Genomic DNA, 19,511 nt, shown 5'->3' on the forward strand with positions numbered 1-19,511 from the left:
CTTAAGTTAAAATAGCCTTTCACAGAGTAGGTGGGGTTGTATTGTGAGAACAAAAAAACGTTTTATTGCGGGCGCATCTTGCCCTGCTTGTAACAAAATGGATGTCATGATGCTATACAAAGAGCATGACGTTGAAAAGGTAGAGTGTGTGGCATGTGGACACTCAATGACGCAGCCAGAAGAAGCCGTGCAGGCGTCAACACGCCAATTTGAGCAAGTAATTGGTGTATTTAAGCCGCAATAAACCGATGCGACTCAGCGCATCATCGAGTTTTAGTGTTAATAATGAGGCGGTGGTGGCTCCTGCTCAATTGGCATCATGCCATCGTCTTTACCTTCTTTGATCTTTTCTGCCAATAATCTGATTTGGTGTTGCATGGTTGCCAGCCTTGCCTGATGGATTCTCAGTTCATCATTTAATGTCTCGATAGTATCTTCCTGAAACGCGACTTTTGCTTCAAGTTCGATTACGCGACTTTCTAATTCTGTCATTACTTTATTACTCTTTCGAACTGCTCCATCAAACCACTAGAGCTTTCAGTGACCAAAATGCCGTCGCGTTGTGCAAATGCAACATCGAAAACCACAGCTGACTTTGGTCGACTTCCTTCACGGGGTTTGACTCGCCAAGTTTTTAGCTTAGTGCCATCGCTTACTCGCCATAAGGTAAGTTGACGATTAGGGGAGCCTGTTGCAAGCAGGTTACCTTGTTGATTGAAGCGCACGGCACTAAATATTTTCTGCCTCGCAATATACTGTAATTGAGCCACGAGGTCACCTGAAGTAAGCTGCCAAATACTGGCTTTTTTCATACTATCTGCTGTAAAGGCATAACGACCTTCTGGATCTAAGGCGACTTTGGTGACACGGCTGGGGTGATTAAAACGATGCAAAACTTGTCCTGTTCTGGTATCCCAAAAGTAGGCGCTATAGTCGTTTGCGCCGGTTAAGGCAAAGTGGCCATTGGGTGAAAGCGCAATACTATTAATTTTTTCTTGGTGTCCAAGGAACTCTATGCGTCTTCCACTATCTAAGTCGAGATGCACAACGACATTGTCACTGCGACCATACAGGACATAGCGACCGTTGTTGCTGACAGCGATATCCCGAATGGTACCCATATCTATTTGATAATAGCCAATATTTTTACCATCGGAGAGCTGCCACAAGGCAAATCGATCGCTGGCGGCAGTGACTGCGGTAGAGTTATCATGTGAAATGGCCAGTGAGTGAATGAGATCATCAGGCTGATCTGAATGAGACCATTGGTACTTTAGTCCGTGGGTGGTGTTGTCCCATAAAACCGCACCATGCTCAACAGATGACACTAAACTGTAACGGCCATCGTGTGAAATAGCTGCAGCAAATGCACCGCGCGCTGCATGTTCAACAGTGAGTAGCGCTTTGGAGCTTTCCGAAGAACACCCAGTGAGTATCAGCGCGGACAAGCAAACAAAGAGTTGGGTGTGCAATTTTAAAAATTTGGCCATAAATTCGGTATTTCCCCTTAACTCTATGATTTTCAGCGAGTAGACTAGTGGTAAAATTGATTGGGCCACAAAACAGATATTAGCGTATTCGCTAAAGTATGTCGCCAGTCGCAAGGATATTTCCCATAGGTCAGGATCTGTGGGTGTGAATCTTGGCTTTGGTGGCAATGAGTGATAATGTGACATCACCTTTTTAAATTAATAATTATTTAACATGACAATGAAGATAGAGGGCAACGTGATGTTGCTGGCTGCTCGGATGTCGGAGAAAATAAAATGAAACAAACTATTAAGCTGTCTTTAATCGCAGCCTCAGTACTAGCACTAACTGCGTGTAATCAAAAAGCGCAGGAAACTGCAAAAGTAGAAGAAGTAAAACTTGAGACTGAAGTACAACAACAAGCGTATGGTATTGGTGCATCAGTAGGTAACTTCCTACAGAAAGACCTAGCTGACAAGCAAGGTCTAGGCATTGAGCTTGATCAAGAGCTTCTAATGAGAGGTTTTAAAGATGCACTTGCAGGTAACTCAAAGCTAGACGATGAAAAAATTCGTGAAGTACTGACAGCACTTGATACGTCTGTACGTGAGAAGCAAACAGCGAAAGCAGAAGCAGATGCAAAAGAAAATAAAGAAAAAGGCGCTCAGTACCTAGCTGAAAATGCGAAAAAAGATGGTGTAACTGTCACTGAGTCTGGTCTTCAGTACGAAGTTATTTCAACAGGTGAAGGTAAAAAGCCAGTTGCAACTGACGTGGTAAAAGTACACTACAAAGGTACATTGTTAGATGGTTCTGAGTTTGACAGCTCGTACTCACGCAATCAGCCGGCAACTTTCCCACTGAACCAAGTTATCGCTGGTTGGACTGAAGGTCTACAGTTGATGCCTGTGGGCTCAAAATACAAGTTCACTATCCCTGCGGAGCTTGGTTATGGTGAGCGTAACCTTGGAAAAATCCCTGCGAACTCTACATTGGTATTTGAAGTAGAATTACTTGAGATCCAAGAAGAGCAAGAAAAGCCAGCTGCATAATTTGCACTGTGTGAATCAAAAAAAGGGCCAAATGGCCCTTTTTTGTTTATGTGAGTGATCACTCAGTATGATTGGCGAAGAGGTTATCAATTAATTCGTCTTCTAGCCCAAAACGTTGCTCTAAAGCCTCTCCCAGTGTAGACAAGTCTTTATCAAAATCCTCCAGTGGGTTGTCACTACTTGCTTCTGCATACTTGTCATTGAAGTCGAGTGCCAGATCTGTGGAGGCGGTAATTCTCGGGTATATTGATTGTGCCAACTTCAAACTATCAGGACCTTTTTCTTTGCATGCGGCAACAATATTGTCGTAGATTTCGAAGTGACCCGCCGACAAGTAATCCATCAGAATTTGGCAAAATGATTGGATCTGAACTTGCTCTGGCAGTGCTTTATCAGCGCTTTCATAGGGCGATAGGCCAGCTACTTTGTAATATAACAGCAATAATTCTTGACGCTCCATGAGCCAGTTGTCGATAACACTATGACTCCCTCCCCATTTCTGTTGGGCTTGTTCTAACCGTGAAAGCATAGTTATCTCCTTAGCGGGTCGTTTTGTTGGGCCCTGCAATGACCAAACTGTGTTTATGTAACAATATTTATTGTTATGGGTACATCAAAGTTAGGATGGAGTGGACCCAAAATCACACAGCAATTTGGTAATACTGAATACTTGATCTTGCCTTCTATAAAAATGAAAACTGATGAAAAGATCAACCACTTTTTGCAAAAAGCACCTAATTTCTTTGATTTGTACCTTAGCTGGGTTATTTACTCTTGGTGCTAATCATTTTTATTTAGTATTCAGGGAGACTGAATGTAAGTAGGGACAAACAAAATAAAACCACCCGAAGGTGGTTCAAATCAGTTTAGCAATTTGAATTTATTCTTGTTAGAAGGTGTTTTGTTATTGTTGTTTTGCGCAGCATTTTTATAGCAAGGTTTTTTTTCTGGTGCAAATAATCTGCGTTACTTTTTTTGTGAATTTAATATATCAAGACTATGACAAAGCGGGGCCACAGGAAGTGGCGCGACGGTAGTTCTTGATATCGTACACATACTTGCCTGGGCTCTACCTTAATCTGGATCATAGAGAAGCGATTTAAACGACTGAACAACTAGGGAGCTTAGGGATAAAGTGATACAATTCGAACAATTTTTACAGCACTGGAATTGAATCACGCTATGAGCGAGTTGAAAAATGATCGTTATTTACGCGCGTTGCAGAAGCAGCCGGTTGATGTGACCCCTGTATGGATGATGCGCCAAGCTGGGCGATACTTGCCAGAATATAGAGCAACGCGAGCACAAGCTGGCGACTTTATGAGTTTATGCAAAAACGCGGAGCTTGCCTGTGAAGTCACCTTACAGCCTTTGCGTCGCTACCCACTGGATGCTGCGATTCTATTCAGTGATATTTTAACTATCCCAGATGCTATGGGCCTTGGTTTATATTTCGAAACTGGGGAAGGTCCTAAGTTTGAGCGTCCGATTTCATCGCTTGCAGATGTGCAAAAGTTACCCAAATTAGACCCAACTGATGAGCTGGGTTACGTGATGAATGCGGTAAGTACTATTCGAAGAGAGCTTAAAGGGGAAGTACCCTTAATCGGTTTTTCAGGCTCTCCATGGACGCTAGCAACTTATATGATTGAAGGTGGTAGTAGTAAAACCTTTGGTAAAATTAAAAAAATGGCGTTTGCAGAGCCACAAACACTGCATTTGCTATTGGACAAAGTTGCTGACTCAGTCATTGACTACTTAAATGCGCAAGTAAAAGCGGGCGCGCAGTCACTGATGATTTTTGATTCTTGGGGTGGGGTCTTGAGCCCGCGTGATTACAAAGAGTTTTCACTACAGTATATGCATAAGATTGTGGATGGGCTTATTCGTGAAAACGAGGGGCGTAAAGTCCCTGTGACGTTGTTTACTAAAAATGGCGGTCAGTGGATCGAATCTATTGCGGCAACAGGGTGTGACGCGATTGGTCTTGATTGGACGATTGACATTGCAGATGCGAAACGTCGTGTTGGCGATAAAGTTGCGCTGCAAGGTAATATGGACCCTGCAATGCTACACGGCACACCAGAACGCATTCGTGAAGAGGTACAGTCTATTTTAGCTGGCTTTGGTGAAGGCAATGGTCATATCTTTAACTTAGGCCATGGTATCACCCCTGATGTGGACCCTGAAAATGCGGGTGTGTTCATCAATGCAGTGCATGAATTTAGCCGTCAATATCATCAGAAGTGATAAAAAGATAGCAATAAAAAACCCAAGCATCGCTTGGGTTTTTTGTTTTTAGCGCTGCGCTTTATTCGTCAAACGCGCGACGCATAAAGTTCGGTGTGGCCAAAGCGCCTTTGTGAATACCTGTGTTGTAATATTCAGTTTCAAATGTTGCAGCGTCGACATCTTGCTCTCTAAAGCCGTTAAAGGCTTCACCTTTACGCGCTAAAGTTGCAGACCATAAACCACTTGGGTAAATAGGTTGAGGGAAAGGGAGTGTTTGCAAATCTGCAAAGCCAACGTCTTTCATTGCTTGACGCATTTCTTTGAGCAGTGGCATGTGCATCAATGGAGATTCACTTTGCTGAATTAGGATCCCGCCTTCACGTAGCGCTGCTAGGCAGCTTGTATAGAAAGCGTGGTTGAACAACCCCTCACCTGGGCCTACTGGATCGGTACCATCCACAATAATGATATCGATGGAATTGGCAGCAGCCTCACGCATGTATTTAATGCCGTCGTCAAACATCACGGTTGCGCGTGGGTCGTCATTAGATGCGCATAGCTCTGGAAAGTATTTCAGTGACATTTGCGTCACGACTTCATCAATGTCAATTTGCGTTACCGACTCAACATCTGGGTGCTTCAGGACTTCGCGTAATGTACCACAGTCACCGCCGCCGATGATCACCACATTTTTGGGTGCAGGGTGTGCAAAGAGTGCCGGGTGACTCATCATTTCGTGATAGAAAAAGTTTTCTCTCGTGCTGACCATGGTACAGCCATCAATGATCATTAGATTGCCAAAGTCGGTTGTTTCATACATTTCTACTTTCTGAAACGGTGACTGAACCTCATCAAGTTTTTTATTGATACGCAGAGAAAAAGCGCTGCCATCTCGGTCACTTATCTCTGTAAACCAGCGGTTTGCTTCTAAATTAGACATGTTTGCTTTCACATTGAATTTAAATTTGGCGCAAATTTACCAGCGCCGAGGAATTTGCTCAATCTATTTTAGTCGATAGCCAGCAGTTTGTCTGTTTGCCAGCTGTGGCTAATAAAGTGCGCTAAGTGCAGAGAAAAGCCTATTTTAGCTATCGCTTATCATGATAAGGCGTATTAAAATGGGCAAAATATGAGAATTTTTTAGTAGGAAACATGATGGAGTGGGGAGTAGATAACGCGCGTAATACCTACAATGTACAGCATTGGAGTGATGGTTATTTCGATATAAATAAGGCGGGTGAATTGGTCGCTTATCCAGATCGTGATAGCAGTAAAACCCCCATCGTATTATCTGATCTTACTGAGCGATTTAAAGAGCAGGGTTTGACCCTACCTGTATTGGTGCGTTTTACCGATATTTTGCAAAATCGCGTCGATACACTCACAGAAGCGTTTGCTCAGGCACGCGAACAGAATGACTATCAAGGTCAGTACACCTGTGTTTATCCGATCAAAGTTAACCAACAGCGCTCTGTGGTCAGTAAATTATTGAGTCACCCAAGTGGCTTAGTGGGCTTAGAAGCGGGTTCAAAACCTGAGCTCATGGCAATTTTGGGCTTGGCGACGACGCCAATCACGATAGTGTGCAATGGTTATAAAGACCGTGAGTTTTTGCGCCTGGCATTAATTGGTCAAGCAATGGGTCACAAGGTCCAAATTGTGGTTGAAAAGCTGTCAGAGCTCGATGCATTAATTACCGAAATTGATGATATGCAGATCGAACCTGCGATTGGTATTCGTATTCGCTTAAACTCAATAGGAAAAGGCAAATGGCAAAATACGGGGGGTGAAAAAGGCAAGTTTGGTCTGACCGCCGGTCAGGTGCTTAATGCTGTTGAGACATTACGCCGTCATAACAAATTGCACCTGATGCAACTGGTTCATTTTCACATCGGCTCACAGATTGCGAATATTCGCGATATACAGAGAGCGCTAAGAGAATGCGCGCGTCATTATGCGGAACTTACACAGCTTGGTGTCCCGTTAAAAACGGTGGACGTAGGCGGTGGCTTAGGGGTCGATTATGAAGGCTCTGGTTCTCGCAGTGCTTGCTCGATGAACTACACAGTGGGTGAATATGCACGTAATGTCGTGCACGCGTTTGCTGAAGTGGCTGAGCAGCACGATTTACCGCACCCAGATATTATCACAGAGTCAGGTCGTGCACTGACTGCGCACCACGCGGTCTTGATCACTGATGTGATTGATATTGAGACGGCACCCTGTGAGGAAGTGCCAGACCAAATGGCTGATGATGAGCATCATTTAGCCCATGAGCTGAGACTGGCATTATCACGCTTAACCCCTAGATTGGCTTTAGAGACCTATCACGACGCTATTCATGTATTTGGTGATGCACATGATCAATATGTGCATGGCCTGATCTCAATGGCACAATGGTCGCAAATTGAGCGTTTGTATTTTACTATCTTACGCAAGGTGAGGGACTGTTTGAGCGTTCACTCAAGGGCGCATCACGAAGTTTTGGATGACCTCAATGAAAAGTTAGCTGATAAGTTATTTGTGAATTTCTCGCTTTTTCAGTCTCTACCAGATGTGTGGGGGATCCAGCAGTTGTTTCCTGTGATGCCTATTTCAAATTTAGACCAGCCGTTGACACAGCGTTCAATTATTCAAGATATTACGTGTGACTCGGATGGGCAAATTCGTGAATATGTGGAAGGGGCTGGCATAGAATCAAGCTTGCCAATGCCACAGTACCAGCCTGCTGAGCAGTATCATTTAGCAATGTTTATGGTCGGTGCTTATCAGGAGATCCTTGGTGATTTACACAACTTATTCGGTGACACGGATTCAGTGCATGTGGAGCTTAATGACGAAGGGTATCAGCTCACCAATGCGTTAAAAGGGGACTCGGTTGAAGATGTTCTGCGCTTTGTACATTATGATAAGCAGCAGCTCATTGATAACTTTATTCGTCAAGTTGACTCCGTCGCATTGGCACCCAAAACAAAAGAGACATTTTTACAAGAATTAAAGATGGGCTTGTCTGGTTATACCTATTTTGTAGATTAACGCTCACTGCTCTGATTTTTTCTTGCCTTGAAAATGCGTATGATGCCCTCATCACAACATAAGGTTGTGATGAGGTATTATTGAGTAAAATAAAGTAGTAAAGGAAACTTGCATGTCGCTAGTCCGTCAGATCTTGGGACTTATTTTATATGTCCTAAATACATTATTATGGTTTGTGCCTATTTTTATATGCGGTGTGCTTAAGCTGATCCCAATCCCTGCATTGCAACGTGTATTAAGTAAATTGGCTAAGGCATGTGCAAGCATGTGGGTGGCAGGTAATAACGTCAATCAACGCTGCATTTCACCTTATGAATTGCAAATCAATGGCGCAGATAAACTCAATAAGCAAGATTGGTATTTGGTGATCGCAAATCACCAAAGTTGGGTAGATATTCTTGTGTTACAAAGAGTTCTGCATCGAAAAATTCCATTTTTGAACTTCTTTTTGAAAAAAGAGCTGTTGTACGTGCCTTTTTTAGGCTTGGCTTGGTGGGCATTAGATTTCCCGTTTATGACGCGAACCAGCAAAAGCCAAATTAGAAAAAATCCCAAATTAAAAGGCAAAGACATTGAAACGACACGCAAAGCGTGTGAGAAATTCAAAACTATGCCTGTGAGTATTGTGAACTTTGTGGAAGGGACGCGCTTTACAGGTGAAAAGCATCAAAGGCAAAACAGCCCTTTTAAACATTTACTCAAACCGAAAGCTGGCGGCATTGCTTTTGTTATGCAGGCGATGGGAGAGCAGATAAATCAGGTGGTGAATGTGACCATTCATTACCCTAATGGTGTACCAACATTTATGGATTTTGTTGCCGGTAAAGCGGGAAAAATTAACGTGCAAGTTGATTTGATGCCAGTCAATGACAAGCTAGTTGGTGATTATACTGGAGACAACGAATTTAGAGTTCAATTTCAGGGTGAGCTAAATCGCCTATGGACTGAAAAAGACAAATGTATTGAACAGTTGGCGACTTCAGCAGATTAGCTGCTTGAGATGTGTCGACGAATGCGCAAAGGAAAAACAAAATAATGAAAAGTGTATTACCGAAGTGGTTAAACGGTGCAGTAGGTGCATTATTTTTGTTACTTAATACCGCCTTTTGGGGGGTAATAATACTTTGCTTGGGCGTGGTTAAGTGGTGTCTGCGTATTAAGTCCATATCTGTGCTTTTGCACTGGGCTTATCACAAATGGTGCTTAGGCAATCGCATTGGCTTAAAGCTCGGCGGCGTCTCACTGCAAGTGAGTATGCCGCAGGCGGTGTCAGTCCACGGGTGGTACTTATTGGTATGCAATCATATTAGTTGGTTAGACATTGTCGTACTCAGTGCGCAGGCCCAGCTTCCTGCACCGAAGTTTTTTCTCAAAGATGAACTTAAATACGTGCCTTTTATTGGCACGGGTGCCTGGGCATTGGATATGCCGTTTATGAAGCGGGCCAGCAAAGCGCAGATCGCTAAAAATCCCAAGCTGAAGCGCATGGATGTTGAACGAACAAAGCAAAGTTGTAAAAACTTTAAACACCACCCGACCACAGTGATAAACTTTGCCGAAGGTACACGCTTTACTGTGCAAAAACATCAACGTCAAGCCAGCCCTTTCGATAATTTACTTAAACCAAAGGCGGGTGGGACAGCATTTGCATTGGATGTACTGAGTGAACAAGTAGATGGGTTACTAAATACAGTGCTGGTCTATCACAGCGCAGATCCGCATATCTGTCGCGCATTTATCTTTGGTCGATTGGCAGCGGTGTCTGTGCAAGTCGACTATATCCCTATGAGTGAACTGCCTCTGGGGGATTATCAAGGTGATAAAGGCTATCGAGTGGCATTTCAGGCGTATATGAATACCCTATGGCAGCAAAAATCAGTACAGATAAAAGCACTAGAGCAACAATCTCATGATCGCACTGAAAAATATTCGTCAGAGGTAAACTCATTATGAGCATGGCTCATGTACAAGATGTGATTTCCCCCTTTGTGGGCGGGGAAAGTATGCACCCGTTTATTTTGGCTTCACTGACAAATAGTGTGTCATTGCTCGGCCTCGTGATCATGTTTGCCTTGATCAAATTGGCTCTGGTGCCAAAGGTAAAGCGCATGTTGTCTCGCTTACTCAGAGCCAAAATTGCTTTTTTAGCCCCCCAGCTCAGTAAGTTGAGCGGTCGGGTCGCATTGTTGATCAGCAGTATTCTATTTGTCATGGTCAATAAATATATGTTTGTTGCACCAGCTTGGGCCATGAGTCAACTGCAGGTGTTGGCACAAGTGATTTTGATCGTCGCTTTTGGCTTTTTAGTCAGCTCTTTGCTGAATATTGCCCACGCCATTTATCAGCAGCAAAAATTTGCTAAAGATGTGCCAATTAAAGGCATTGTGCAGTTGGTTAAGTTGATGGTGTTCATTGTGACAACGGTTTTGGTTGTGAGCACGATCGTTGATAAGTCACCTACTTACATTTTATCTGGTTTCGGTGCTATTGCGGCAGTCACTTTATTGGTATTTAAAGACACTATCTTGGGGTTGGTTGCCAGTATTCAAATTGCGGCAAATAAGCTCGTAGCGACAGGCGACTGGATCCAAGTTGATACATTTGGAGCTGATGGTGAGGTGATAGATCTTGGTTTGAATACTGTACGTGTTCGCAATTGGGATAATACGGTGACAACCATTCCAACTTATGCACTGATTTCGGATTCGTTTAAAAATTGGCGTGCAATGCAAGAGTCGCCAGGACGACGCATTAAACGTCATATTCCAATAGATATGAACAGTGTTCGCTTATTAACCGAGCTTCAGTTGGTCGAATTAAAGTCTAAATTGCCCGAATTGAATGCAGTCAAATTGCCAGAGCATTGTAGTAACTTGACGGCTTATAGAATGTACGCTGAGTACATACTGAAACACAGGCCAGAGATAAATACAGAGTGCACTTGTATGGTGCGTGAATTGTCACCGACGCAGCACGGATTACCAGTTGAATTTTATTGTTTTAGCAAAGACAAAAGCTGGGTTAATTATGAGCATATTCAAGCCAATATTCTTGATCAAATGTTGTTGTTGCTGAAAGCGTTTGAGCTGCGCCCCTATCAAGTATTGAGTAACCATCATAGCCCTGAAGTCAGTTAATTGATTATCTATATACACGTGGCCTAATGCCCGTATTGGGCTGTACCTTGTTTATTCGTGTTTAAAGCAGATAAAAATCGCTGAGCCGATTAAATTACTATGCTAAGGTGAAAGCACAATCACGATTTTATTGTGGTATTTTTGTGACATTCAGATATGTTATAGGGAAGGAAGTTGTTATCGGTGGTGGCAAGTACGCTTAGTGTCTTGACGTGAAAAGACGAGTTATTAGGTAGGTGATAGAATGAAGTTCATAAACGTGCTAATACAGAGTTTGCTGGCTTTGACTTTTAGTGCGTATAGTTTCGCGGTAGATAAAATTGTCCATGTCGCTGTTGATCATGCTCCACCTTACAGCCGCTTAAGTGAAAATAATCACCCACAAGGTCTCATCTTAGATATTCTTAAATATGCCGAATTAACCAGTGGCAAAAAATACAAGATTAAAGCGGTACCCTGTCCTTTCTCTCGTTGTGTGCGTTTGTTAAGTAAAGGCAAAGTGGATGTGATGGGTGGGCTTATTAAAACGCCTGAACGAGAAAAAATTATGTCGTTCGTCGAGCCACCTTACATGGTGCTGTCGTCTTCATTTGTCTTTTATGGTCGTCAGAACAGCGATATTGAAGTGAATCGTTATGAAGACCTTCAAGGAAAACGCATTGCTGTGATGAGAGGGGGCGCATTTTTCCCTCAGTTTGATAAAGATAAAAGTCTAAATAAAGTCGCTGTCCCCTCAGAGCGCGTTGCGGTTGATCTCGTGCTACGGGGGCGCGTCGATCTTGTCATTGCCGTGGAAGATACCGCAGACATTGCAATGGATGTGTTGGACCAGCCGATGCATAAATTGAAAAAAATGCAATATCGTCACACACAACCAATATATGGCTATATGGCAATGAGCGAATCTTTTGCAAATTCTGGCCTTGGCGGTCATATTTCGCAGCAAATGCAGACAATGGCAAAAAATAAGACATTAGATAAATTGGTCGCTCCCTATCATTTACCTAAGATACCCGCGCAGTTGATTTATCCATCTTCTTTGTCACCGCATTAGTTGCGTTGCCCCAGAGTATGTCTGTGTCCAATAGGTACGCTCCACCTTAAGTGGCTTGCGTGAATGCATAGCGGGCAAGTGTGACGCCCTGGCGAGAATAAATTGGCGTATCCTCGCTCACGGCATGGTAAAGTGCACCGTCTTCGTTTAAATAGGATGCCAGCAGTATATCTGGGCTGTCATGAAAGCCAATGTAGTGTGCTAGGTTAGCAGATGGTGCATAGGTAAGCATGTTCGGGTTATCAATCATACCGCTCTGATGTGTAAGTAGCTGAGTCAGTGTTAAGTGCGCGCTGGAGTGGGAGAGTGCAAAAGGTAACCAGTATGTAATGGGTTCATCAAGCAATAGTGCTCCGTTTTTATTCGCTCTATGTATCGCGTGACCAATTAAAATCTCATCTAACCCAGTGACATCAAACAGACTGTCTACATGATTTATCGTGCAACGTCATTGATGGCGATGCTTGGTATATTGCTTTGTGTTTGCAATAACGATATTTGGCGTTCAAAGTCGTCGATATCCATTGTAGGAAAGTGTGTTTTGTTGAGCTTGTTGAGCACAAAGTCATAGGTTTCAAAACGCTGAATGTCTAGATCGTATTGACTGAATGCAGGCACGCGATATTCAGGTATGAAACCTGAGTGTTCGAACATGTCGCCTTGTGCGTTGCGATATACTTCATTGGATAAACTCAACTGCCAGCCGTTTGGTAAAGTAAGTTGTAAAGCGTCAGAGAATGCACCTGCGGTTTCCTCACCGACCAGCGTCACATGAGGAAGTTGTGCCATGGCCATGGTGAATACTTCTGCTGCACTGGCAGTGAGTTGGCTGGTGAGCAGATATATTGGTTGTGTGTAAGCAGATGACTTGGCTTTCAATTGCTGACGCACAGGCATACCGCGCCCTGCGGCATTGATGGCTTGTTTATTAAAAGCCAAAACATCTCTGTCAGCGAAGTAGTTTGCAATAGCCAAAGGGATGGCATCACCGCCGCCGATGTTATGTCGGATATCAATAATCATGGCTTCAGTTTCTTTGAGATCAGCCATGACGGTGTCCATCATAGTACGTGCACTGTTGAGATGTTGTATTTCAGTTGCGTCTTCTTGTGTGGCAAAGGCGGTTAAGTTATTCAGGACCAACACCCCGACATTACTTGCCGTTTTCCCCCATACGGCGGTGGCATTATCACTGTGTTCAGGTACTGTTTTGATACTCTCTGCGACAAGGTATTTTTGACTGATGTGCTGTGACTTGATTTGGTAATCTGTAAAAAGCTTAGTTAAGTCATGGGGTTTATCTTGCACTCGTAGTAGCGCCGCATCTTGTTTTATGGCAGTGAAAATGGGCGCAGGCTTATGCGCTAAATAGTTCTGATAGGGAGAAGAAAGAGTAACATGCATATCGTTTAACGGCGCGATCATCTCTGAAAGGAGGTGAAACAGTGCCTCATCAGACATGGTATCTTTTACTTGTCCACGGTATTGCTGATATTGCGCTTGCCAATCAAGGTCTTTGAGAGAGAAGAAAGCATAATAGTCGTTGAAGGCATGCCAAAAATAGTCAAATACCTGACTAGGGGGGACGGTACTTGATACAGTTATTGGAGACTCACACTGTGCAGGCAGTGCATCAAGCTGTGTATAGTGATGTGGGTAAACGGCCCCATGGTATTGTATACGTAACCGGTTTGGTTTGAGCATGGTAATGGACGACAATGTTTTCTTTGCTGCATGGTGAGTTTGAGTTGATATTTCAATGCACCCATAGCTGTTGTATTGATAACTGAGTACGCGATTCATGGTTATCTGCAGCGCGGCCCCATAACCGAGCTTATGCCATATGCCTGCCGAATGTTGTAAGTCAGAACGGTGATCTTGCTTGTCCTGACAGCCGACTAATAACAAGCTTGCTGCGATTAAGCAGGGGGTGCATTTCAAAGCCAGCGTCATAATAATCCATCCTTGCGGTTAAGTGTCAAAAACTAGCAATGAGTCTACAGTTCATGATGAGGCAGTGCTGTAAGCTAGTTAACTAAAAGCGTCAGCAAATGTGCACGTAGTGCTACACTTTTAAACAGTTCAATTCCGCAATTATGGTTAGGCTAACAAAGGTGACTGATATAAGGAGGTAGATATGCGATTTGAAAGTTTGGCAGCGAAATACTTGTCTATGAATGAGGATGTGTGGCAACGACATGCGAACCCTTGGAGTGTATGGACGCGTTACACGTGTTTACCGCTTTTGATTGCGTGTATTTGGTGGCGTGACATCTTTGGGATATGGTTTTGGCCTGTGCTAGTTGCATTAATTGGCTGGATTTGGATAAACCCTAGGTGTTTTAAAAAGCCTGCGCAGACAGATAGCTGGGCGTCGCAAAGCGTGCTTGGGGAGCGTATCTTAATTTACCAACGTGAGCGAGTACCTGTGCATCACTTTAAAACATTAGATGTGATATCAGCACTTTTGTGTGTATTTACAGCGATGTGTGTTGCTGGATTATTTTTTCACGAGGCGATCAGCACGTGCTGTGGTGCGATTGGTTTGATCCTAGCAAAAACATGGTTTTTGGATCGCATGGTCTGGATTTACCAAGAGGCTCACCGCCAGCAGGGTACTAATCAGTGTCATTAGCACACACGATAGACCCTTTGGGTGCACCTCGATGATGTTTCATCATTTCCCGCTCACTAATTAAACAGTCTTTTTGGTTTCGTTTTCATGTCTCCCGTACATCTGTTATTGGTCTGGATGATGGTAAGGGGTTCTTTGATGGATCGCAGCATAGTGGTGTATTTATTATATTAGGAATTACTAATATTAGTAATTCCTAATATACTTATCTATACTGTCATCAAATGAAGGTGAAATGGATATAACATTGAAAGCACAAGACATGGCGCAAAGCGCTGAACATGCAGAAGCGTTACTTAAACTGATGGCCAATAAAAACCGTTTGATGATCTTATGTAGCTTGTTGCAGCAAGAGATGAGTGTCAGCGAGCTCAATGCGCAGGTCCCATTGGCTCAGTCAGCATTGTCGCAGCACCTAGCTGGGCTTCGCAAAGCCGGTGTGGTGGCAACGCGCCGTGATGGACAAACAATTTATTACCGCATCGTGGATGATAAAGTCATCGCCATTTTAGCACAGCTATATCAACTATTTTGTCAGCCGCAAATAGATGAGGGCTCCAACTGATGTTTGCTCGCGTCATGACACAGTTACTACATAGTCGTATCCCTTTATTCATTTTGCTAGTTAGTGTGATTTTAGGGGGATTGGCTCTGCATTACACTGCGCGAGAAGAAGAGCCACAAATTGTTGTGCCAATTTTAGATATCCATGTCGAGGTGCCTAATGTGGCTGCATCTGAAGTAGCACGATTGGTGACCGAACCACTAGAGAAATTACTCAGGCAAATCCCAGGTGTTGAACATATATATTCGACCAGTCTATCTGGCAGTGTTTCAGTGACATTGCGTTTTGAGGTCGGGCAAGATCGTGAGCGCGCCATTCTCAATACCTACACCAAGTTATATGCCAATGAAGACCGAATGCCAAGTGTGGTTCAACGCTGGCAAATCAAGCCGGTAGAAGTGGATGATGTCGCGATTCTTATGTTGGGTTTATACAGTGACGATCCCGCTCAATATAGTGATTTTGAGCTGACACGGATTGCGCAAGAAGTTTCGACGCAGTTACAAACAATCAAGGATGCCAGCGAAGTGACCGTGCTTTCTGGTCGAACACGACAAATTCAGGTTGAGCTCAATGCCAGTGCATTGGCCGCGCATCACACTACGCCGTTGGACGTACTAAAAGCAATTGAATATGCCAACCGACTTGAAAACGTGGGAGATTTTATTGTTGGCAATCAGCAATGGCAGTTGCAAGCCGGCGATGTGTTACGCACCACCGAGCAATTAGGCCAATTGGTCGTCAATGTCGTCAATGGTAGACAAATTTATCTTGCTGATATTGCAGCCTTGCGAGATGGGCCCAGTGAACCAAGTAACTATCAATGGATAACGCGTGATGATCAACAGCGCAATTTACCCATGGTGACCTTGAGTGTGGCCAAGCAAAGAGGCAGTAACGCTGTGATGGTTGCCGAGCAGAGTCTGGCGATGATGCAGAGGCTTGAATCTGAATTATTTCCCGCGGGTGTGCGGTATCAGGTATTACGCAATTATGGTCAAACGGCAGATGAGAAGGTAAACAGCCTGACAGCCAGTTTAGCCTTTGCCATTGTCACCGTTGTGGTTTTTATAGGGCTCTTTTTAGGGTGGAGGCAGGCGCTGATAATTGGCTTGGCTATCCCTGTTTGTTATGGGATCACGCTCAGTTTAGGGTACGTATTTGGGTATACCATTAATCGTGTCACACTTTTTGCTTTGATCCTCGCGTTAGGGTTATTGGTTGATGATCCTATCACTGGTGTCGATAACATCACGCGTTTCTTGCGTCGCAAGCAAAGCAGCGTCGATAAATCAAAGCGTGCCAATACCATTGTGGCTGCGATGCTCGAAGTGAAGATACCATTATTAACATCGACGCTCACTATCATTGTGGCATTTATCCCACTGGCATTTATTACTGGCATGATGGGACCTTATATGGCACCCATGGCGTTTAATATTCCCGTGGCAGTGATTGCATCGACCTTGGTTGCTCTGTTTGTTACTCCTTGGTTGGGAAAAAAATTACTCAATAGTCAAATAAATACGCAGTCACGACAAAGTAATCAGTGGTATAGAAGGGTACTTAGCGGACTGTTAAGCAAACCGACTAGAGCACGGTGGTTGCTTTGGTCAGTGCTGGGTTTGTTCATTGTGAGCGCGAGCTTACCTTTGTTGCGTGCGGTGCCACTCAAATTATTGCCATTTGACAATAAAAACGAAGTACAAGTATTGATTGATATGCCACGTGGTAGCAGTTTAGAGGCGACGGCAGCAATGACACAGCGCGTGCAAGACATTGTCTGGCAATTACAAGAAGTCACTGCAATAGCGGCGTATGTTGGACAGCCATCGAGCGTCGATTTTAATGGTATGGTGCGGGGGTATTATCAGCGTCGCGGTAGCCATCTGTCAGAGCTTAGAGTGTTGTTAGTCGACAAACAGACGCGGGAGCATCAGTCTCATGCGGTGGTACTGAGAATGCGCAGATTACTGGCGCCATTGATCCAAAATGGTATTCGAATCAAAGTGGTCGAGGTTCCACCTGGCCCTCCTGTGATGTCGACATTGGTGGCCGAAGTGTACGCCACTGACTTATTTACAGACAGAACGACGCGTATCGAAGCGGCTTATGTGCTCAAAAATAGACTTGAGCGAGAAGCGCACGTGACTGAGGTAGATATGTCTTTGGTGCCCCCTGCAACGCGCCAGCGTTTTGTGTTAGACAAACGCAAAGCCGCGCTATCAGGGATTGTTACGCAGGATGTGAATCAGACCTTAAAAATTGCCAGTGGAGGCTTAGTTGCTGGGGTATTACAAGTACCCCGTGAAGTCACTCCGCTTGCTATAGAGTTACAATTGCCTTTTGTCGACCGAAACCAGTGGCCAGTCTTGAATGGACTCCAGCTGAGAGGCACAGATACGTTAGCAAAAATGACCACGGGACAGGCGCTTGAAAGTGCTACTTCACCCTTAGTGCCTTTAGGAGAGCTTGGACAGTGGCAATCAGGTATTGTTGAACAGCCTATTTATCGCAAAGATCTCAAAGAGGTGATTTATGTGACGGCTGAGCTCAATGGCAGAACCCCCGCGGCAGTGATCGCGGATGTCGTCAATGATGAAGGTAAGACGTCACAGCAAACTCAGCTGCCGTGGCAATCTCGAACATTCTTATCTAATGGTGCTGGACTTGGTTGGCAGCTGCCAGCAGGGACAGAATACCGTTTCACTGGTGAAGGGGAGTGGCGTATTACTGTCGATGTATTTCGCGATATGGGGATCGGCTTTGCCTTTGCACTAACGGCGATTTTTATTATTTTACGATGGCAAACGTCATCGACTGCGCTTGCGGGGATCATTATGTCGGCCATCCCATTAACCATGATAGGGATCATGCCGGGTTTTTGGCTGTTAAATCAATTTGGCGAACGCACCATTGCGGGGGCACCTGAGCCGATATTATTTACTGCCACAGCCATGATTGGCATGATAGCTTTGGCAGGGATTGTGGTGCGTAATAGTCTTATTTTAGTTGAGTTTGTTAATCAGCAACGCGCACATGGGGTGGCAATAAAAGAAGCGCTATATCAAGCCGGTGAAGTACGTATGCGACCTGTATTACTCGCTGCTGGCACGACTATGCTAGGTAACTTAGTGATCATATTGGATCCCGTATTTAGTGGGCTGGCACTGGCGATAATTTTTGGCACTTTGGCATCAACGGTACTGTCCTTGTTTATCGTGCCAGTGGTGTATTTTCTGGTATTTAAAGAAACTGAACAAAAGGGGGCTGGCAATGCGCTTAGCAATTAAACACTGGCAAGCGGTGGCGGCTTTCGCTGCGCTGAGTATTTTACTGGGTGCTTTTTCTGGCGTGTTTAATAAACAGCTTGAGCCACAATTACGGAGTAAACCTGCTGAGTATAGTGGTGAACATTACCTTGTCACTCGGCGAGATGTATTTCCTGAAGATTTTGTCAGTGCCAGTTTAGTCGCCCGAGAGAATACGCAAGTATCTAGTCGTGTGTTAGCACAGTTGCATACGCTTGAGGTGCGTGCAGGTCAATTAGTCAACAAGGGTCAATTATTGGCGACTTTGGAAGATACGCAGTTGCGTGCTTCCATGGAGGAAACCCGTGCACAAAATCAAGCCAATGAAGCTTTGTTATCGCAAGCGAAAAAGCAGTTGGCGCGCAATGAAGCATTATTTTCGAAAGGGCTGGTTGCCAGCAATCAAGTGGATGAATGGCAAAGTAAAGTGGACGAACTCAGTGCTCGTCGTATGGCGTTGGCTGAGCAATTGAGTGGTGCACAAGCTGGTTTGAGTTACACTCGATTGCATGCGCCTTTGTCTGGTGTTGTGGTCGAGCGACTGCAAGAGCCCGGTAGTATGCTCAGTCCAGGTGTACCAATTTTAGAGATTTTTAATCCAGCGAGCTTACAAGTCAGTGGCGCAGTGCGTTCTAGTTTGGCCGGTGAACTCAAAGTGGGTGATGAGTTGCAGATTGAGTTAGGTGTATTGAATAAAACTGTGATGGGTGAAATCAGTGAAATAGTACCAGTCGCAGATAGTTTGGCCAGACAGTTTCAAATTAAGTTAGACATTACACCGCCAAACGGCGCTAAACCGGGTATGTATGCCCAAATAAGGTTGCCGTCATCACCCATTCAAAAGGTAGTCATTCCGCAGCATTATGTTCAGCGCATTGGGCAGTTAACCATGGTGCAAGTTATCGAGCAGGGTATAAAGCAGCGGCGACTTATTCGTTTGGGACATCAGTTGGGTGACGATGTCGTCGTGGTCTCTGGGTTGGTTGAAGGCGAGATGCTGGCATTGACCAGCATCTAAT

18 protein-coding genes are annotated in these 19,511 nt (G+C 44.3%); 12 read left to right on the forward strand and 6 right to left on the reverse strand.

What is annotated here, in order from left to right; translation table 11 throughout:
- Window positions 1-43: 43 nt before the first annotated feature.
- Window positions 44-244 (forward strand): YheV family putative zinc ribbon protein, encoded by a 201-nt coding sequence (locus N473_RS10405; RefSeq protein ID WP_023401300.1) that lies wholly within the window; start codon window positions 44-46, stop codon window positions 242-244.
- A 35-nt stretch (window positions 245-279) separates the two neighbouring features.
- On the opposite strand, the gene N473_RS10410 is transcribed toward N473_RS10405, so the two are convergent.
- Together N473_RS10410 and N473_RS10415 are read right to left on the reverse strand one after the other, a co-directional pair.
- Complete coding sequence (locus N473_RS10410) at window positions 280-492, reverse strand: SlyX family protein (protein WP_039611394.1); 213 nt, start codon at window positions 490-492, stop codon at window positions 280-282.
- Window positions 492-1,490: a WD40 repeat domain-containing protein gene (locus N473_RS10415; protein ID WP_063367859.1), complete on the reverse strand. Its 999-nt coding sequence runs from the start codon at window positions 1,488-1,490 to the stop codon at window positions 492-494. Before N473_RS10415 ends, N473_RS10410 begins: the two co-directional genes overlap by 1 nt.
- 276 nt (window positions 1,491-1,766) lie before the next feature.
- Here N473_RS10415 and fkpA point away from each other — a divergent pair, with 276 nt between their 5' ends.
- Window positions 1,767-2,522 carry an FKBP-type peptidyl-prolyl cis-trans isomerase gene (gene fkpA, locus N473_RS10420; RefSeq protein ID WP_039611396.1) on the forward strand — a complete coding sequence of 252 codons (756 nt, stop codon included), beginning with the start codon at window positions 1,767-1,769 and terminating at the stop codon, window positions 2,520-2,522.
- Between the two features lie 58 nt (window positions 2,523-2,580).
- Here fkpA and N473_RS10425 read toward each other — a convergent pair whose 3' ends face one another.
- Window positions 2,581-3,051 (reverse strand): Rsd/AlgQ family anti-sigma factor, encoded by a 471-nt coding sequence (locus N473_RS10425; protein WP_039611397.1) that lies wholly within the window; start codon window positions 3,049-3,051, stop codon window positions 2,581-2,583.
- A gap of 653 nt (window positions 3,052-3,704) precedes the next feature.
- Here N473_RS10425 and hemE point away from each other — a divergent pair.
- A complete protein-coding gene (hemE, locus tag N473_RS10430; RefSeq protein ID WP_063367860.1) occupies window positions 3,705-4,772 on the forward strand; it encodes a uroporphyrinogen decarboxylase in 1,068 nt (355 codons plus the stop codon).
- Window positions 4,773-4,833: 61 nt separating this feature from the next.
- Here the strand turns inward: hemE and speE are convergent, their stop codons facing one another.
- Window positions 4,834-5,694, reverse strand: coding sequence for a polyamine aminopropyltransferase (gene speE / locus N473_RS10435; RefSeq protein WP_063367861.1), 861 nt, complete (start codon window positions 5,692-5,694; stop codon window positions 4,834-4,836).
- Window positions 5,695-5,909: 215 nt separating this feature from the next.
- On the opposite strand from speE, the gene speA reads away from it, so the two are divergent.
- The 5 genes from speA (at window position 5,910) to N473_RS10460 (ending at window position 11,981) form a co-directional block, all read left to right on the forward strand.
- Window positions 5,910-7,790 carry a biosynthetic arginine decarboxylase gene (gene speA, locus N473_RS10440; RefSeq protein ID WP_081221085.1) on the forward strand — a complete coding sequence of 627 codons (1,881 nt, stop codon included), beginning with the start codon at window positions 5,910-5,912 and terminating at the stop codon, window positions 7,788-7,790.
- Between the two features lie 112 nt (window positions 7,791-7,902).
- Window positions 7,903-8,781, forward strand: coding sequence for an acyltransferase (locus N473_RS10445; protein WP_063367863.1), 879 nt, complete (start codon window positions 7,903-7,905; stop codon window positions 8,779-8,781).
- 41 nt (window positions 8,782-8,822) lie between these two features.
- Window positions 8,823-9,743: an acetyltransferase gene (locus tag N473_RS10450; protein WP_063367884.1), complete on the forward strand. Its 921-nt coding sequence runs from the start codon at window positions 8,823-8,825 to the stop codon at window positions 9,741-9,743.
- Complete coding sequence (locus tag N473_RS10455) at window positions 9,740-10,927, forward strand: mechanosensitive ion channel family protein (RefSeq protein ID WP_063367864.1); 1,188 nt, start codon at window positions 9,740-9,742, stop codon at window positions 10,925-10,927. The genes N473_RS10450 and N473_RS10455 overlap by 4 nt, the downstream gene beginning before the upstream one ends.
- Before the next feature lie 244 nt (window positions 10,928-11,171).
- A complete protein-coding gene (locus N473_RS10460; RefSeq protein WP_063367865.1) occupies window positions 11,172-11,981 on the forward strand; it encodes a substrate-binding periplasmic protein in 810 nt (269 codons plus the stop codon).
- Window positions 11,982-12,027: 46 nt separating this feature from the next.
- Here the strand turns inward: N473_RS10460 and N473_RS10465 are convergent, their stop codons facing one another.
- Both N473_RS10465 and N473_RS10470 read right to left on the reverse strand, forming a co-directional pair.
- Window positions 12,028-12,420 (reverse strand): serine hydrolase, encoded by a 393-nt coding sequence (locus N473_RS10465; RefSeq protein WP_155735578.1) that lies wholly within the window; start codon window positions 12,418-12,420, stop codon window positions 12,028-12,030.
- Window positions 12,417-13,934: a S41 family peptidase gene (locus N473_RS10470; RefSeq protein WP_063367867.1), complete on the reverse strand. Its 1,518-nt coding sequence runs from the start codon at window positions 13,932-13,934 to the stop codon at window positions 12,417-12,419. Before N473_RS10470 ends, N473_RS10465 begins: the two co-directional genes overlap by 4 nt.
- A 184-nt stretch (window positions 13,935-14,118) precedes the next feature.
- Here N473_RS10470 and N473_RS10475 point away from each other — a divergent pair, with 184 nt between their 5' ends.
- The 4 genes from N473_RS10475 (at window position 14,119) to N473_RS10490 (ending at window position 19,510) form a co-directional block, all read left to right on the forward strand.
- On the forward strand, window positions 14,119-14,616 hold the full coding sequence (locus tag N473_RS10475) for a DUF6653 family protein (protein WP_063367868.1): 498 nt from the start codon (window positions 14,119-14,121) through the stop codon (window positions 14,614-14,616).
- Window positions 14,617-14,851: 235 nt separating this feature from the next.
- Complete coding sequence (locus tag N473_RS10480) at window positions 14,852-15,181, forward strand: ArsR/SmtB family transcription factor (protein WP_063367869.1); 330 nt, start codon at window positions 14,852-14,854, stop codon at window positions 15,179-15,181.
- Window positions 15,181-18,474 (forward strand): efflux RND transporter permease subunit, encoded by a 3,294-nt coding sequence (locus N473_RS10485; RefSeq protein ID WP_063367870.1) that lies wholly within the window; start codon window positions 15,181-15,183, stop codon window positions 18,472-18,474. Before N473_RS10480 ends, N473_RS10485 begins: the two co-directional genes overlap by 1 nt.
- Complete coding sequence (locus N473_RS10490; RefSeq protein WP_063367871.1) at window positions 18,458-19,510, forward strand: efflux RND transporter periplasmic adaptor subunit; 1,053 nt, start codon at window positions 18,458-18,460, stop codon at window positions 19,508-19,510. The genes N473_RS10485 and N473_RS10490 overlap by 17 nt, the downstream gene beginning before the upstream one ends.
- Window position 19,511 lies beyond the last annotated feature (1 nt).

The sequence above is a fragment of the Pseudoalteromonas luteoviolacea CPMOR-1 genome, from assembly GCF_001625685.1.
In the GTDB taxonomy this organism is placed as follows: Bacteria; Pseudomonadota; Gammaproteobacteria; order Enterobacterales; family Alteromonadaceae; genus Pseudoalteromonas; species Pseudoalteromonas luteoviolacea_K.